Raw genomic sequence first — 15,685 nt, 5'->3', positions numbered from 1 at the left:
ACAGGAAAGCTACAGCAATTCCATCAACTTCATAGCGGCGATGCTCATGCCACGTCTGCGGTCGCTGATGATGCACATGTTCCGCTTGGGAATGTGCTTCTTGAAATTTAACCGGAAGATCTCACCACGGTCAATATAGTCACCGGCAAAGTCGGCCACGATCGATCCGATTCCAAGGTTCCTCTTTGCAAACTGTGCGATCATATCACTGGTTGCAAGTTCGAATTCAGGGGTCAGCGTGACGCCTTCATGTGCAAGAAACTGATCCACATAGGCTCTTGTGCTGGTGTCATTTTCCAGACAGATGATCGGAAGCTTTTGCAGATCCGGATAGTCGAGAACTTTACCTTTCAGGTCGTTAAATCTTGGACCGGCTATAAAGATATCTTCGATCTCACGCGCGTTTCGAATCTCCATATTCGGATTCTGTGGGAGAGGAGTTGTAACGATACCGAAGTCAATGTTATTTGCAAATAAATGGTCGATCGTACTTGGGGTCGGAGCATTTGTTACATGTACCTTGATGCCGGGATAGAGCTGGTGGAAGCGTTCGAGATGCGGAAGCAGATAGAACTGGAGTGTCATATCACTGGCTCCGATCCGGATCTCGCCGGTTTCTAAGTGCATCAGTCGGGCAAGCTGCTGTTCGCCCATGGAGATTGCCTCGTATCCTTCGGCTACATGTTTGTAGAGAAGTTCGCCTGCACCTGTCAGGGATACACCTTTTTTCGTCCGGATAAACAGGTTGATACCGATTGCCTGTTCTAAAGATTTGACCGCCTGACTGACAGCGGGCTGGGATACGCACAGCTCTTTGGCGGCAGCAGAGATACTCGCTGTCTTTGCCACATAGTAGAAGATCTTATAATATTCATAATTAATATTCATAGTCGAAACTCCCGGTTAATTTTATTACAGATAATTGTAAAAACGTTATTAAGGTCATGCATATGCATATATCGGGTATATGTATATCAAATGATGTATACACGATATCAAATATAGAAATGCAGTTATACTAATCGCTATATTTAAAGTGTAAACCGAACCGGTGTATTTGTAAAGAATAAATATAAGCACTACTTATGCTATATATAATTAATATCGATTTTACTTATAATACATACATGCTATAATGTAAAAGTAATTGAGTTCAATTTCGGAAGATATTTCCGGAAAAATGCCATGAAAGCGAGGATAAAAATATGGTAAGAGCGGTTGTCGGAGCCAACTGGGGCGACGAAGGAAAAGGTAAAATAACAGATATGCTGGCGGAAACATCTGATATTATTGTCAGATTTCAGGGTGGTGCAAATGCAGGTCACACAATTGTAAATGACTATGGTAAATTTGCATTGCATACACTTCCGTCCGGTTGTTTCTATGATCATACAACAAGTGTTATCGGAAATGGTGTAGCATTAAATATCCCGGTTCTGTTCAAAGAGCTGAACAGCATCGTAGAAAAGGGAGTTCCAATGCCAAAGATCCTGATCTCAGACAGAGCACAGATGGTTATGCCATATCATATTCTGTTTGATGAGTACGAGGAGGAGAGACTGGCCGGTAAGTCATTCGGATCTACAAAGTCAGGTATCGCACCATTCTATTCAGACAAATATGCAAAGATCGGTTTCCAGGTAAGCGAACTGTTTGACACAGAGGAAGAATTGAAGGATAAGATCAGCAGAGTTATCGCATCCAAGAATGTTCTGCTTGAGTATCTGTATAAGAAGCCACTTCTTACAGTAGATGAAGTATATGAAACATTGATGGAGTACAAGGCTATCGTAGAGCCATATGTATGTGATGTATCCGCATATCTCCATGAAGCGATCAAAGCAGGCAAGACAATTCTGTTAGAAGGTCAGCTCGGAACATTAAAGGATCCGGATCATGGTATTTACCCTATGGTTACATCATCATCCACACTGGCTGCTTATGGTGCGATCGGTGCCGGTATTCCTCCATATGAGATCAAGCAGATCGTAACAGTAGTAAAGGCATATTCAAGTGCTGTAGGTGCCGGTGAGTTCGTCAGCGAGATCTTCGGAGATGAAGCAGATGAGTTAAGACGTCGTGGTGGTGATGGCGGTGAGTACGGTGCAACAACCGGACGTCCAAGACGTATGGGATGGTTCGACTGTGTAGCTTCCAAGTATGGCTGCCGTATGCAGGGAACAACAGATGTAGCATTTACCGTACTTGATGTACTGGGTTATCTGGATGAGATTCCTGTATGTGTCGGATACGATATCGATGGTGAAGTAACAACAGACTTCCCTACAACAGCTAAGTTAAAGAAAGCAAAGCCTGTATATGAGGTTCTGCCGGGATGGAAGACAGATATCCGTGGTATCAAGAACTACGAAGATCTTCCGGAGAACTGCAGAAACTACATTGAGTTCATTGAGAAACATATCGGATATCCGATCACTATGGTTTCAAACGGACCAAAGAGAACCGACATTATCTACAGAAATAAATAAAGAATAAGAATTAAAAAAGAAAATCCATACTGGCAGCAAATGTATTTGAGTGAATATATATGTTGCCGGTATGGATTTTTTAATTGTGTGAAAAAACTGTATCAAAAAAATAGCGACGACAGCATTTGTTTGTACAAATCCATCATCGCTATTTTTTTATGCAAGGCTCTTTTGACAACGCTTCAGCATCGCCGGGGTCTCCTGACCGAACTTGCGGCGAAGACGTTTTACAACATAGATATAGGCAGGAATCAGGAAGATATCTGCAAATATCCATGCGAGCGGACTGCCGAGTGCTACAAAGACATAACCGAATTTTGGTACCAGGATAAAGCCTGCGATCGTACGGGCAACCATTTCACAGATACCTGCGATAACGGCAAAGGCGGAATAGCCGAGCCCCTGAATCATAAACCGGACGATATTTACAAGGGCAAGCAGGATGTAAGCTCCTGAGTTGCCAAGCAGGAAATAATATACAAGCTTGATGATCTCTGTCTCTTCTGCATCCAGGAAGAGCAGTGCCAGATTCTTGCCAAATAACAGGATAAATACAAATGCAAGAATCGCATAGGCGATACCGAGTTTGATACATGCCTTTAAGCCGGCATCCACACGATCCATTTTCTTAGCACCGACATTTTGTCCGCCGTAGGTTGCCATTGTCGATCCCATGGCATCAAACGGACAGCAGAGGAACATGGAGATCTTTGTTCCGGCGGATACGGCAGCGATAACGGATTCGCCCATCGAATTAACTGCAGCCTGAAGAATAACACTGCCGATCGCTGTGATCGAGTACTGAAGCCCCATCGGAACACCCATACCGCATAAGGTCAGACAGTGGCGCATACTAAATGCCCAGTCCTGTTTTGTAAAATGAAGATATCCAAGCTTCTTACACATATAGATCAGACAGCCGACACCGGAGATTGCCTGTGCAACAACGGTTGCAACAGCAGCACCGGCGACACCCATCGGACGAACTAACAGGATATCCAGTACGATATTTAACAGGGAGGATGCGATCAGACAGACAACAGGGGTTACACTGTCGCCGAGAGAACGCAGGATACCGGAAACCATATTATAAAGGAAGGTTGCAGGTATTCCCATAAATATAATAAATATGTAGATAAATGCCTGATCCAGGATGCTGTCCGGTGTCTTCATCCAGATCAGAATATTTCTGGTAAGAATTCCGACTGCAACTGTCATAACGGCAGCGAAGAAGATCGAAGCCCAGACACAGTTTGTAATGTATTTCTTCATATTATCAGTGTCCTTTGCTCCAAAGACCTGAGCAACCGGGATGGCAAAACCATTGCAGATACCGATGCAGAAACCGAGTATCATAAAGTTGATCGATCCGGTTGAGCCGACGGCTGCAAGTGCATCGACACCCAGAAATTTACCAACGATGATTGTATCGACCATGTTATAAAATTGCTGGAATAAAAGCCCAAATAATAATGGCAGTCCAAAGTTCAAGATCAGTTTCATAGGATTGCCTTCAGTCAGATCCTTGGAACCGTTAATTTTTTTCAGTAAGTTTTTCAATGATTTTACCTCCTTGTGTTAGTTTAGTCGTTGCGAACAGTTTATTTACGAATCATACTGACATTGCCAACAGGGAACGCTTCCGCTCGTTGAGTCCTGCAGCGGTACTAAGATGCCGCTTATGCGCCATCGCACCACAAGGGTGCGCTTTTGCTCTAAGTTCGTGCGAGCACTCACTAAGTGCAAAATGTGAGTACCGGCGGACTCAAATGTCCCTGTATTGGCAAGTCGTATGATTCTATTAAATAAACTGCCCGCAACGACTTCCATATTCTAAATGCATACTGGATATTACTTCTTTTTATAAGAAAAATCAATCTGGTAAAAATCATGTTTTTTGTCGGGGGTTTTAGTGCAAAATGTCATGTTTACTCCGGCTTGCTTTTTATGACTGTAGAAAATATAATAGAGAACAGAAAATATATAGAAAGAACGAGGAAAACACATGCAGCATACCGTAAAGAAAAACAGAGCAACCAGAATTGCATACCGGATGGTTGGTGTATTTTTTGTTGTTATCGGAGCAGCATTTATCCTGTTGATGATCAAATCCCATGGCAGTACCGGTGGTCGTATTTTTAAGCTGGCATTTGGTCTTGCACTTGGAGTATACGGACTGGTGCTGGTGAAATCATCATTTCGAAAATCGGCATTTGATCTGACCTATCATTTTGAAGACGATGAACTGATCATAGAAAAGGGAAAGAAATCTTATCATACACCATATGAGAAGATTACAAATGTGAATCTGGTCATCCCGGATCCGCATTTGCCATATTACATATTGAAGATCGATATAGGAAAAGAGCAATTCGTACTGCCGTTCAGCGGAAAACGTGAGAAGTGCGATGCAATCTATTATCATTTATTAAAGAAGATGGGAATTTATCAGGAAAGTGAGACAGAAAGAAGGTAAATCATGAAAGAAAAAATCCTTGCGTTGCTTCGGACAAGCAGTGATTATATATCCGGTCAGGCAATCTGTGAGAAATTAGGTGTCTCAAGAACCGCTGTCTGGAAAAACATCAATGCCTTAAAGGCAGAAGGCTACATTATAGATGCTGTAAATAATAAAGGCTATCGTCTGGTCGGAGAGCCGGATATCGTTACGAAAGAGAAGATAGAGGCAGCGCTCACGACATCGGTGATCGGAAGAGAACTGTATTATTATGATGAGACGGATTCCACAAATATACGGGCAAAGCTTGCAGGAGAGACAGATGGAACACACGGAGCGTTGTTTGTTGCAAACGAACAGAATGCAGGACGAGGAAGAAGGGGAAGGGCATGGAGCACTCCGAAGGGAACCAGCATAGCCATGACATTTCTGCTCCGTCCGGATGTGCCGATCGAGAATGTATCCAGACTTACGATCCTGTCGGCGCTTGCAACGGCACGTGCTCTTGCCGATACAGCGGGCTTACAGGCACAGATCAAATGGCCGAATGATGTTGTAGTCGGCGGCAAGAAGATCTGTGGCATTCTTACAGAGATGAGTTCGGAAGGTATGGATATCAAATATGCAGTTGTAGGTATCGGCATCAATGTATCCATGATGGAATTTCCGGAAGAACTGGCAGATAAGGCGACATCGATCAAGCTGGAAAACGGAACCGGCTGTGACAGAAGCAAACTGGTCGCCAGTGTGGCAAATCATTTTGAAGAGCTGTATGACGCATTTGTCAAATGTCAGGATCTTCAGTTTATGCTGGATGAATATAATTCCATCCTTGTGAACAAGGATGAACAGGTCTATGTGATCGAAGGATATAACCGGACAGAATACACAGCCCTCGGACTTGCACCAAATGGAGGACTTCGTGTAAAGGATAAAGATGGACAGGAGTCGATCATTATATCCGGGGAAGTGTCCGTGCGTGGAATTTACGGATATGTGTAAAAAACTTTCAAAAAACTGGAAATAGCAACATTTTTCATGTATAATTCTAGGCGTGTATAAAAACAGATAAGTAATTAGAACTATAATAAAAGAACATGGAGGAACGAGCAAGATGGAAAAAATTCAAATGACTACCCCTTTAGTAGAGATGGATGGAGATGAGATGACCAGGATTCTCTGGAAGATGATCAAGGATGAACTGATCTATCCATTTATCGATCTGAAATCCGAGTATTACGATCTGGGACTTGAATATAGAAATGAGACAAATGATCAGGTAACATTTGATTCTGCATATGCAACACAGAAGTATGGCGTAGCTGTTAAATGTGCAACGATCACACCAAATGCTGCACGTATGACAGAGTATGATCTGAAGGAAATGTGGAAGAGCCCAAATGGAACGATCCGTGCAATCCTCGACGGAACTGTATTCCGTACACCAATCATCGTAAAGGGCATTGAGCCATGTGTAAAGAACTGGAAGGCTCCTATTACAATCGCAAGACATGCATATGGTGATGTATATAAGAACGTAGAGATCAAGGTTCCGGGTGCCGGTAAGGCTGAGTTGGTATTTACAGGTGCAGATGGTACAGTGATCAAAGAGACGATCCATGAATTCGACGGACCGGGTGTGATCCAGGGACAGCACAACATCAATAAGTCAATCGAAAGCTTTGCAAGATGCTGCTTCAACTATGCGCTGGATATCAAGCAGACAATCTGGTTTGCAACCAAGGATACGATTTCAAAGAAATACGACCATACATTCAAAGATATCTTCCAGGAGATCTTTGATAAAGAATACAAAGAGAAATTCGATGCAGCAGGTATTGAATATTTCTATACACTGATTGATGATGCTGTAGCAAGAGTTATGAAATCCGAGGGTGGATTCATCTGGGCATGCAAGAACTACGATGGTGACGTAATGAGTGATATGATATCATCTGCATTTGGTTCACTGGCCATGATGACATCTGTACTGGTTTCCCCAGATGGAAAGTATGAGTACGAAGCTGCACACGGAACAGTTCAGAGACACTACTACAAGCACTTAAAGGGTGAAGAAACATCCACAAACTCTGTTGCAACAATCTTTGCATGGACAGGCGCACTTAGAAAACGTGGTGAACTGGATGGCATCGACGCTCTGGTTGATTTCGCAAACAAGCTTGAGAAAGCGACGATCGCAACGATCGAATCCGGAAAGATGACAAAGGATCTTGCACTTATCACAACCCTTGAGAACCCAACTGTATTAAACAGCGAGAACTTTATCAAGGCAATCCGTGAGACCTTAGAGGGCATGTTATAAAATAACTATAAAAATGTTGTTTTTATAATATGATTTGAGTATAATAAATATAAGAATAGAGATATTCTCGATGAAAGAGCATCGTAAAAAGTTGGGCTGCAAATGGAGCAGGGTAAAAAATCCATTTCATTAGATATCTTAATTGATATCGAGCCGTGCAATCAGGATATGGTTGTAGTCCACGTGGGGGACTTAATGATTTCCACGCCGATTTAGATATCTTAACTGGATATCGAGGCTGACAACCAGCATAAAACTCTTTATGAAGAATACAAAGAGGAGTGTGGTTTTCATCACACTCCTCTTTGCATATGATGAGGTGTGAATGGCTACAAAGACAGAAAAAAGGAAGGTGGAATGCCTTCCTTTTTATGTAGACTTGCAAACAACGGAGTTATGTGGTACACTCTAACTAATTTTGTGGTACTATAAATAATAGTAGGCAATTGCGAAAACAATAGTCTGAATGTTGTTTGGATACTTTGACTTACTAATACAGGGGCATTTGAGGTCGCCGGTCCTTAGATGGCGCATAAGCGGCATCTTAGTACCGCTGCAGACCGAAACGAGCGAAAGCGTCCCCTGATTGGTAAGGTCAAAAGTATCCAAACATAGTAAAGAGTAGTATTGCAATTGCCTAATAAAACCCAGACAAGGAGACATACCATGGTTATTACAGACGAAACAATCGATTATGTAGGTATTCTGGCGAAGCTTGAGCTTTCCGATGAGGAGAAGGAGCAGGCAAAGAAAGATATGTCAGATATGCTTGACTATGTAAGTAAGTTAAACGAACTGGACACTGAGAATGTGGAAGCAATGAGCCATACATTTTCTTATAATAATGTATTCCGTGAAGATGAAGTAACAAATGGTGACGACAGAGAGAATATGCTGTCAAATGCACCGGAGCAGAAAGATGGCTGCTATAAGGTGCCAAGAACATTTGATTAGGAGGTAACGGACATTGGATATGATGAGTATGACAGCAGTAGAGCTTGGAAAGAAGATCAAGGCCGGAGAAATCTCCGTTATGGAAGCAACCAAAGCCTGCATCGAGAATATAAAGACATACGACAAAGAATATAACTGTTTTATCACCGTAGATGAAGAAGGTGCATTCAAACAGGCAGAAGAAATACAGAAGAAGATCGACAGCGGCGAGCTGACAGGCCCGCTGGCAGGTGTGCCGATCGCGATCAAGGATAATATGTGTCAGAACGGTGTACTTACCACCTGCGCATCCAAAATCTTATCAAACTTCGTACCGACCTATACATCAGATGCTGTTGTGAAATTAATGGAAGCAGGAGCCGTGATCGTAGGCAAGACAAATATGGATGAGTTCGCGATGGGAAGTACAACCGAGACTTCTTATTATGGCGAGACAAAGAATCCATGGGATACAAATAAAGTTCCGGGTGGTTCTTCCGGTGGATCAGCAGCCGCTGTTGCAGCAGAAGAAGTACCGTGTGCACTCGGTTCCGATACCGGTGGATCGATCCGCCAGCCGGCAGCATTTTGTGGTGTAACAGGAATCAAGCCAACTTACGGCAGAGTATCCAGATACGGTCTGGTTGCATATGGTTCATCTCTTGACCAGATCGGACCACTTGCAAAGGATGTAACAGACTGTGCAACGATATTAGAGATCATTTCCCAGTATGATAAGAAAGATTCTACATCTGTAGAACGTATGGATAATGATTTTACAAGCGCATTAAAGGACGATGTAAAAGGTATGCGCATCGGACTTCCAAAGGACTATTTCACAGAAGGACTGGATCCTGAGATCAAGGATGCTGTGTACCATGTAGCTGAAGTGTTAAAAGAAAAAGGTGCGATCGTGGAAGAATTTGACCTTGGTATGGTAGAATATGCAATTCCTGCATATTATATCATTGCATCCGCAGAGGCAAGCTCGAATCTGGAACGTTTCGACGGCGTAAAATACGGCTATCGTACAGCAGAGTACACAGACCTTCACAACATGTATAAGAAGACACGTTCCGAAGGCTTCGGCGCAGAAGTAAAGAGACGTATCATGTTAGGCTCCTTTACCCTGTCATCCGGTTACTATGATGCATATTATGTAAAAGCACTTAAGGTAAAAGCCCTGATCAAACAGGCTTATGATAAAGCATTTGCAAAATACGATATCATCCTCGGTCCGGTTGCACCTACAACTGCACTGACCATGGGTGAATCCTTATCCGATCCGATCAAGATGTATCTGGGCGATGTATACACCGTTCCGGTCAACCTTGCAGGACTTCCGGGTATTTCCCTTCCATGCGGGTACGACAAAGACGGCATGCCGATCGGTGTCCAGATGGTAGGAGATGCATTTAACGAGAAAGCAATCATTCAGGCGGCATATGCATTTGAGCAGACAAGAGAGTACAAGCAGCCTGCCGCTGTAGCAGAAAGGGGTCTGTAAGATGAGTAAAGTATACGAAACCGTGATCGGTCTGGAGGTTCATGTAGAGCTTGCGACAAAGACGAAGATATTCTGCGGCTGCAGTACCGCATTTGGTGGTGCACCGAATACACATACATGTCCGGTCTGTACCGGTATGCCGGGTTCCCTTCCGGTACTGAATAAAGGGGTAGTAGAAAAAGCAGTTGCTGTCGGTCTTGCAACCAACTGTACGATCACACAGAATTGTAAATTTGACCGTAAGAATTATTTCTATCCGGATAACCCACAGAATTACCAGATCTCCCAGCTGTATTACCCAATCTGCAGAAACGGAAAGGTAGAGATCGAAGTAGAGGGCAAGAAGAAATTCGTAAGGATCCATGAGATCCATATGGAAGAGGATGCAGGTAAACTGGTACATGATCCATATACAGACAGTTCACTGGTCGATTTCAACCGTTCCGGTGTACCTCTGATCGAGATCGTATCTGAGCCGGATATGCGTTCTGCGGAAGAAGTAATTGCTTATCTTGAGAAATTACGTCTGATCATCCAGTATCTCGGAGCATCAGACTGTAAGTTAAATGAAGGTTCGATGCGTGCCGATGTCAACCTGTCTGTTCGTGAAGTCGGAGCAGAAGAATTCGGAACAAGAACAGAGACAAAGAACCTGAACTCATTCAAGGCTATCGCCCACGCGATCGAGAATGAGAGAGAACGTCAGATCGATCTGATCGAAGCAGGAGAAAAGGTTGTACAGGAGACCAGAAGATGGGATGATACCAAGGAATATTCATATCCTATGCGTTCCAAAGAGGATGCACAGGATTACCGTTATTTCCCTGATCCTGACCTTGTACCGGTACAGATCAGTGACGAGTGGATGGAGGAGATCCGAAGCCGTCAGCCGGAATTCCGGGATGAGAAGAAGATCCGGTATAAAGAAGAGTATGATATCCCAGACTATGATATAGATATCATTACAAATACAAAGAAGATGGCAGACCTTTTCGAGGAGACGATCGCTCTCGGAGCAAATCCGAAGAAGGTATCCAACTGGCTGATGGGAGAGACCATGCGTCTGATGAAAGAACATTCCATCGATGCCGATGAGTTGTCATTTAGTGCAGAGCACCTTGCAAAGCTGATACAGATGGTAGATGCGAAAGCCATCAACAGCAATGTCGCAAAGGAAGTATTTGAGAAGATATTTACAGATGATATTGAACCGGAAAGCTATGTAAAAGAACATGGACTCGCCACCGTAAATGATGAAGGTGCACTCCGCAAGGTCGTAGAAGAAGTTATTGCCAATAATCCAAAAGCAATCGAAGACTTCCGTGGCGGAAAAGAAAAAGCACTTGGCGCATTGGTTGGACAGACCATGAAAGCAATGAAGGGCAAGGCAGATCCGGCATCCGTAAACCAGATGCTCCGTGAACTGTTAAAATAATCGATACCAATAGAAAAAAATGAAGAGAAAGCAGGTGGCATATCCACCTGGTGACCACCTCTCATGGTGGGATGGAGATTGATATGGAAGAAACCAGACATGTGAGAAAGAGAGACATTTACAAACGTATTATCACATTTTCGGAAGGCGTGCTTCTGTTAGCTGCGGAAGTACTGCTGTTTGCGAGAATGTGGTATACCGAATATGCAGATAATACTCAGGCTATCCAGATTCCGTTCTGGAACAAAGGTAACTGGGCGGTAATCGGTATGTATGCGATTATCATTTATCTATTTACGAAGCTGTATGGTGGTTATAAAGTAGGCTTCCTCCGGGTGATGGATGTTCTCTTTTCACAGATATTATCATTGGTCTGTGCAAATATCGTAGGTTATGTCGAGCTGTGTATCATTGCCCGTAATTATCTGCCGGCACTGAACATGATCGAGCTTACATTCTTAGAGGTCATAGTTATATTTATATGGGTATTTGTCTGTAGGATGATGTACCGTAAGTTTTATCCTCCAAGACATTTACTGCTTGTCTACGGATATAAGACACCGACCGAATTCATTGATAAGATCAATGCCAGAAAAGACAAATACATCATTGCTGACCGTATTCATGTCAGTGAAGGTGAGAAAGCATTAAAAGAAAAAATCTTACAGTACGATGGTGTTATCCTTTGTGAGACAAAGGCATATATCAGAAACGAATTGGTAAAATACTGCTTCGAGCATTCGATCCGTTCGTATGTGGTACCGAAGTTATCGGATATCATTATCTTAGGAGCAGAACCGATCCATTTGTTTGATACACCGTTATTATTATCCAGAAACCAGGGACTGACAGGAGAAGATATGATCTTCAAGCGTCTGATGGATATCATCGTATCCCTGATCATGATCATTATCTTTTCACCGTTTATGATCCTGATCGCACTTGCGATCAAGCTCTATGACAGAGGCCCTGTATTCTATAAACAGGATCGTCTGACCTTAAATGGCAGGGTATTCAAGATCATGAAATTCAGAAGTATGCGGATGGACTCCGAGGAACATGGCGCACAGCTTGCAAGAAAGCATGATGACAGAATCACACCGGTTGGCCGTGTGATCCGTGCCACACACTTAGACGAGCTGCCACAGCTCTTTAATATCTTAAAGGGCGATATGTCAGTCGTAGGTCCTAGACCGGAACGTCCGGAGATCGCAGCACAGTACAGGGAGACCTTCCCGGAATTCGACTATCGTCTGAAGATGAAAGCCGGACTTACCGGATATGCGCAGGTCTACGGTAAATATAACACCACACCGAGAGATAAGGTGAAGCTTGACCTGACATATTATGAGCAGTATTCCTTATGGCTGGATCTGAAGCTGATCCTGCTGACCTTCAAGATCTTATTCCAGAAGGAGAATACAGAGGGAATTGATGCAAATCAGACGACAGCGATCCGCGAAGACAAGACAAAGAAAACAGGCATCAAGCATCCGCATGATGAAGCCGAGGATGCCTTCTATAGTGTAGAGGAAAAGAAATAAATGAAACCAGAAGTATCCGTGATCATTCCGGCATATAATTGCAGCAGAACAATTAAACAGACAATCGATTCCGCACTTTGTCAGGATGTGATATCAGAGATCATCGTGATCAACGACTGTTCACCGGAGGATCTGACGGAGTGTCTGGCAGAATATAAAAGCAATCCACAGGTCAGACTATATAAGAATGAAACCAATCTTGGTGTAGCAGCAACCAGAAATAAGGGCGTACAGCTTGCAGAGGGTGAATATGTAGCATTCTTAGATTCCGATGATATCTGGCGGCCGGGAAAGCTCTCAAAGCAGCTTGCTGTTATGAAGAAGACCGGAGTGGTATTATCCTCAACTGCCAGAGAACTGATGGAAGAGGACGGAACCCATACCGGACGGATCTTACCGGTACCGGAGAACATCACTTACAAGATGCTACTGTATGGGAATGTGATCAACTGCTCATCCGTAGTGATGAAGCGAGAGGTGGCAGCAGAGTTCCCGATGGGGGATGATGATGCTCACGAGGATTATATCTGCTGGCTGCAAATCCTTAAGAAATACGGGGAGGCAGCAGGCATCAATGAACCGTTATTGCTTTACCGGATGGTGAAGAACAGTAAATCAGGTTCCAAATTACATTCTGCAAAGATGACGTATCAGGTATACCGGAAGATGGGATTTGGAACAGTGAAGTCACTTGGATATTTTGCAGGATATGCGATACATGGAGTAAAGAAATATTTTCTTTAAATAAAAAGAAACGGAGCAGGGAGATGGCAGAGGAAATCAAGAGAGGTCCGGGAAGACCGACCGATAAACGGAAAGACACAATTCTAAGACTTAGGATCGACACAGATACACATGAACTGCTTTCAAAGTATGCAAAGCAAAAAGGTGTATCCATGTCGGAAATCGTCAGAGAGGCAGTCTATGGTATTGTAAAACAGGCGAACATAGAAGAATAAGACTGTCAGACAGGAGAATGTTGACCATGGAAACAAATAAGGAAGGGGATGTGACACTATCTGTCGTCATGCCCGCCTATAATGAAGGAGCACATATAACAGATAATCTGCTTGAAACCAGCAGAGTGTTGTCCGGTTTCGTCAAACGGTATGAGATCATAGCAGTTGACGACGGAAGTGCAGATAACACCGCAGAGTGCATCCGCCGGGCAGAAATGCAGGATACTCATATCAGAGGAATCTCATATCAGCCAAATGGTGGAAAAGGACATGCCATCCGGACAGGGATCGCAGCAGCAGAGGGACGATACATCGCATTTCTGGATTCCGATCTGGAACTGCCACCGATCCTGCTGAAACGATTCTTAAAGGATATGAAGGAGCAGGATGCCGATATCGTGATCGGTTCCAAGCTGCATCCGGAGTCGAAGCTCCATTATCCGATGCTGCGTAAGATCATGAGCTATGGATATTATCTGATGTTAAAGATGATGTTCCATCTGAACACCCACGATACACAGACCGGTATTAAGTTATTCAAAAAAGAAGTGATCAAACCGATCGTCAGCCGGATGCAGGCAGAAGGATATGCATTTGATATTGAGATCCTTGCCATGGCAGCAAAAGATGGCAGAAAGATCTGCGAAGCTCCGATCGAGCTGAACTACAGCCGGGATGACAGCAAGGGCGGAAGAAGGATCGGGTTAAAGGATGTATTCAAAGTGTTTGGTGAGACGGTTGCGGTGAAGAAACGAGTTAAAAATTATAGATAGTGTGAAATGAGGGAAAATTATATGACATATGAAAACGCTTTAGAAGTTTTGAAAAAGTACGGGCAGGAGCATGTGCTTGCCTATTATGATGAATTAAACGATGAGGAGAAGCAGAGCCTGCTTTCCCAGATTGAAGAAATCGACTTCTCTATATTTGATGTATTAAAAGAGAAAGAATCAGACGGTAAGGAAGGAATGATCACACCAACAGAGGTTTTGACACTTGACACGATCAAAGACTATGAATTTGCCTATAAGGTGCTTGGTGAAACGGCAATCCAGAAGGGTCAGCTTGCCCTTGTAATGCTTGCCGGAGGTCAGGGAACCAGACTTGGATTTGATGGGCCGAAGGGCACATACAATATCGGATTGACGAGAGATCTCTATATATTCGAATGTCAGGTGAAAACGATCCTGACTGTTGTGAGGACACTTGGACGATGGATCCATCTCTATATCATGACCAGTGATAAGAACTACGAAGCAACGACATCCTTCTTTGCAGAGCATAAGAACTTTGGATATAAGGAGGAGTATCTGCATTTCTTTAAACAGGAGCTGGTACCATCCGTTGATTTTAATGGAAAGATATTGATGGAAGCACCATCAAAGATCTGCCTGTCACCAAATGGAAATGGCGGCTGGTTCTCATCCATGAAACGGGCAGGACTGGTAGATCAGCTTGATAAAGAAGGCATCCGGTATATCAATGTATTCGCTGTAGACAATGTCTTACAGAAGATCGCAGACCCGGTATTCCTTGGCTCAATGATGATGGAAGATTATCAGTCGGCGGCAAAAGTCGTAAAGAAAGCAGATCCATATGAACGGGTAGGGGTGTTGTGCAAGAAAGACAACAAGCCTTACATAGTAGAATATTATGAATTGTCGGATGAGATGCGGTGTGAGAAAACGGTTATGGGCGAGTATGCTTATAATTATGGGGTGATCTTAAATTATATCTTCCCAGTTAATCAGTTAAAACAGCTTTTGAATCAGAAAATGCCGCTTCATATGGCAAAAAAGGCGATACCTTATATGAATGAGAATCAGGAACTGGTGAAACCAACGGAGCCGAATGGTTATAAGTTTGAAACCCTTGCACTTGATATGCTTCAGTTTATGAATGACTGCTTACCATTTGAAGTTATCAGAGAGTATGAATTTGCACCGATCAAGAATGCAGAGGGCGTGGATTCACCGGAGACGGCGAGAGAGCTGTTAAAGAAGAATGGATATAAGTTGTAGAACTGCGTCGAATACT

The 15,685-nt window shown here is 43.4% G+C and carries 14 protein-coding genes; 12 read left to right on the top strand and 2 right to left on the bottom strand.

Annotation, left to right across the window (positions count from 1 at the left end):
- Window positions 1-9 precede the first annotated feature (9 nt).
- Window positions 10-888: a LysR family transcriptional regulator gene (locus OCV60_RS05765; RefSeq protein ID WP_021944857.1), complete on the bottom strand. Its 879-nt coding sequence runs from the start codon at window positions 886-888 to the stop codon at window positions 10-12.
- Window positions 889-1,205: 317 nt separating this feature from the next.
- On the opposite strand from OCV60_RS05765, the gene OCV60_RS05760 reads away from it, so the two are divergent.
- Window positions 1,206-2,489 carry an adenylosuccinate synthase gene (locus OCV60_RS05760; protein ID WP_021944858.1) on the top strand — a complete coding sequence of 428 codons (1,284 nt, stop codon included), beginning with the start codon at window positions 1,206-1,208 and terminating at the stop codon, window positions 2,487-2,489.
- A gap of 156 nt (window positions 2,490-2,645) precedes the next feature.
- Here OCV60_RS05760 and OCV60_RS05755 read toward each other — a convergent pair whose 3' ends face one another.
- Window positions 2,646-3,992 carry an MATE family efflux transporter gene (locus OCV60_RS05755; protein ID WP_334307885.1) on the bottom strand — a complete coding sequence of 449 codons (1,347 nt, stop codon included), beginning with the start codon at window positions 3,990-3,992 and terminating at the stop codon, window positions 2,646-2,648.
- A gap of 502 nt (window positions 3,993-4,494) precedes the next feature.
- On the opposite strand from OCV60_RS05755, the gene OCV60_RS05750 reads away from it, so the two are divergent.
- From OCV60_RS05750 to OCV60_RS05700, 11 genes are all read left to right on the top strand, one after another.
- On the top strand, window positions 4,495-4,965 hold the full coding sequence (locus OCV60_RS05750) for a YdbT family protein (RefSeq protein ID WP_117823388.1): 471 nt from the start codon (window positions 4,495-4,497) through the stop codon (window positions 4,963-4,965).
- Between the two features lie 3 nt (window positions 4,966-4,968).
- On the top strand, window positions 4,969-5,949 hold the full coding sequence (locus OCV60_RS05745; protein WP_117808465.1) for a biotin--[acetyl-CoA-carboxylase] ligase: 981 nt from the start codon (window positions 4,969-4,971) through the stop codon (window positions 5,947-5,949).
- Between the two features lie 112 nt (window positions 5,950-6,061).
- Window positions 6,062-7,270 (top strand): NADP-dependent isocitrate dehydrogenase, encoded by a 1,209-nt coding sequence (locus OCV60_RS05740; protein WP_008401383.1) that lies wholly within the window; start codon window positions 6,062-6,064, stop codon window positions 7,268-7,270.
- 666 nt (window positions 7,271-7,936) lie between these two features.
- Window positions 7,937-8,224 carry an Asp-tRNA(Asn)/Glu-tRNA(Gln) amidotransferase subunit GatC gene (gene gatC / locus OCV60_RS05735; RefSeq protein ID WP_008401384.1) on the top strand — a complete coding sequence of 96 codons (288 nt, stop codon included), beginning with the start codon at window positions 7,937-7,939 and terminating at the stop codon, window positions 8,222-8,224.
- Between the two features lie 22 nt (window positions 8,225-8,246).
- On the top strand, window positions 8,247-9,710 hold the full coding sequence (gene gatA / locus OCV60_RS05730) for an Asp-tRNA(Asn)/Glu-tRNA(Gln) amidotransferase subunit GatA (protein ID WP_262529837.1): 1,464 nt from the start codon (window positions 8,247-8,249) through the stop codon (window positions 9,708-9,710).
- A 1-nt stretch (window position 9,711) separates the two neighbouring features.
- The gene (gene gatB, locus OCV60_RS05725) at window positions 9,712-11,145 is read left to right on the top strand and encodes an Asp-tRNA(Asn)/Glu-tRNA(Gln) amidotransferase subunit GatB (RefSeq protein ID WP_008401386.1); all 1,434 of its coding nucleotides are present in this window, start codon (window positions 9,712-9,714) and stop codon (window positions 11,143-11,145) included.
- An 83-nt stretch (window positions 11,146-11,228) separates the two neighbouring features.
- On the top strand, window positions 11,229-12,689 hold the full coding sequence (locus OCV60_RS05720) for an exopolysaccharide biosynthesis polyprenyl glycosylphosphotransferase (RefSeq protein ID WP_262529692.1): 1,461 nt from the start codon (window positions 11,229-11,231) through the stop codon (window positions 12,687-12,689).
- The gene (locus OCV60_RS05715; RefSeq protein ID WP_021944865.1) at window positions 12,690-13,433 is read left to right on the top strand and encodes a glycosyltransferase family 2 protein; all 744 of its coding nucleotides are present in this window, start codon (window positions 12,690-12,692) and stop codon (window positions 13,431-13,433) included.
- 23 nt (window positions 13,434-13,456) lie between these two features.
- Window positions 13,457-13,648 carry a ribbon-helix-helix domain-containing protein gene (locus OCV60_RS05710; RefSeq protein ID WP_008401390.1) on the top strand — a complete coding sequence of 64 codons (192 nt, stop codon included), beginning with the start codon at window positions 13,457-13,459 and terminating at the stop codon, window positions 13,646-13,648.
- Between the two features lie 26 nt (window positions 13,649-13,674).
- The gene (locus OCV60_RS05705; RefSeq protein ID WP_117808460.1) at window positions 13,675-14,421 is read left to right on the top strand and encodes a glycosyltransferase family 2 protein; all 747 of its coding nucleotides are present in this window, start codon (window positions 13,675-13,677) and stop codon (window positions 14,419-14,421) included.
- A gap of 21 nt (window positions 14,422-14,442) precedes the next feature.
- The gene (locus tag OCV60_RS05700) at window positions 14,443-15,669 is read left to right on the top strand and encodes a UDPGP type 1 family protein (RefSeq protein WP_262529691.1); all 1,227 of its coding nucleotides are present in this window, start codon (window positions 14,443-14,445) and stop codon (window positions 15,667-15,669) included.
- Window positions 15,670-15,685 lie beyond the last annotated feature (16 nt).

This window comes from Coprococcus ammoniilyticus, from assembly GCF_025567345.1.
Taxonomy (GTDB): Bacteria; Bacillota; Clostridia; order Lachnospirales; family Lachnospiraceae; genus Coprococcus; species Coprococcus ammoniilyticus.
The sequence above is the reverse complement of the archived record's forward strand: the minus strand, read 5'-3'. Positions and strand labels throughout refer to the sequence as shown.

What these genes read in the sequence shown, in the direction of transcription:
- OCV60_RS05750 (WP_117823388.1), top strand. Translation starts at nt 4,495, where the DNA reads ATGCAGCATACCGTAAAGAAAAACAGAGCAACCAGAATTGCATACCGG.
- gatB (WP_008401386.1), top strand. Translation starts at nt 9,712, where the DNA reads ATGAGTAAAGTATACGAAACCGTGATCGGTCTGGAGGTTCATGTAGAG.
- OCV60_RS05705 (WP_117808460.1), top strand. Translation starts at nt 13,675, where the DNA reads ATGGAAACAAATAAGGAAGGGGATGTGACACTATCTGTCGTCATGCCC.
- gatC (WP_008401384.1), top strand. Translation starts at nt 7,937, where the DNA reads ATGGTTATTACAGACGAAACAATCGATTATGTAGGTATTCTGGCGAAG.
- OCV60_RS05765 (WP_021944857.1), bottom strand. Translation starts at nt 888, where the DNA reads ATGAATATTAATTATGAATATTATAAGATCTTCTACTATGTGGCAAAG.
- OCV60_RS05740 (WP_008401383.1), top strand. Translation starts at nt 6,062, where the DNA reads ATGGAAAAAATTCAAATGACTACCCCTTTAGTAGAGATGGATGGAGAT.
- OCV60_RS05715 (WP_021944865.1), top strand. Translation starts at nt 12,690, where the DNA reads ATGAAACCAGAAGTATCCGTGATCATTCCGGCATATAATTGCAGCAGA.
- OCV60_RS05755 (WP_334307885.1), bottom strand. Translation starts at nt 3,992, where the DNA reads ATGAAACTGATCTTGAACTTTGGACTGCCATTATTATTTGGGCTTTTA.
- OCV60_RS05700 (WP_262529691.1), top strand. Translation starts at nt 14,443, where the DNA reads ATGACATATGAAAACGCTTTAGAAGTTTTGAAAAAGTACGGGCAGGAG.
- OCV60_RS05745 (WP_117808465.1), top strand. Translation starts at nt 4,969, where the DNA reads ATGAAAGAAAAAATCCTTGCGTTGCTTCGGACAAGCAGTGATTATATA.
- OCV60_RS05710 (WP_008401390.1), top strand. Translation starts at nt 13,457, where the DNA reads ATGGCAGAGGAAATCAAGAGAGGTCCGGGAAGACCGACCGATAAACGG.
- OCV60_RS05760 (WP_021944858.1), top strand. Translation starts at nt 1,206, where the DNA reads ATGGTAAGAGCGGTTGTCGGAGCCAACTGGGGCGACGAAGGAAAAGGT.
- OCV60_RS05720 (WP_262529692.1), top strand. Translation starts at nt 11,229, where the DNA reads ATGGAAGAAACCAGACATGTGAGAAAGAGAGACATTTACAAACGTATT.
- gatA (WP_262529837.1), top strand. Translation starts at nt 8,247, where the DNA reads ATGAGTATGACAGCAGTAGAGCTTGGAAAGAAGATCAAGGCCGGAGAA.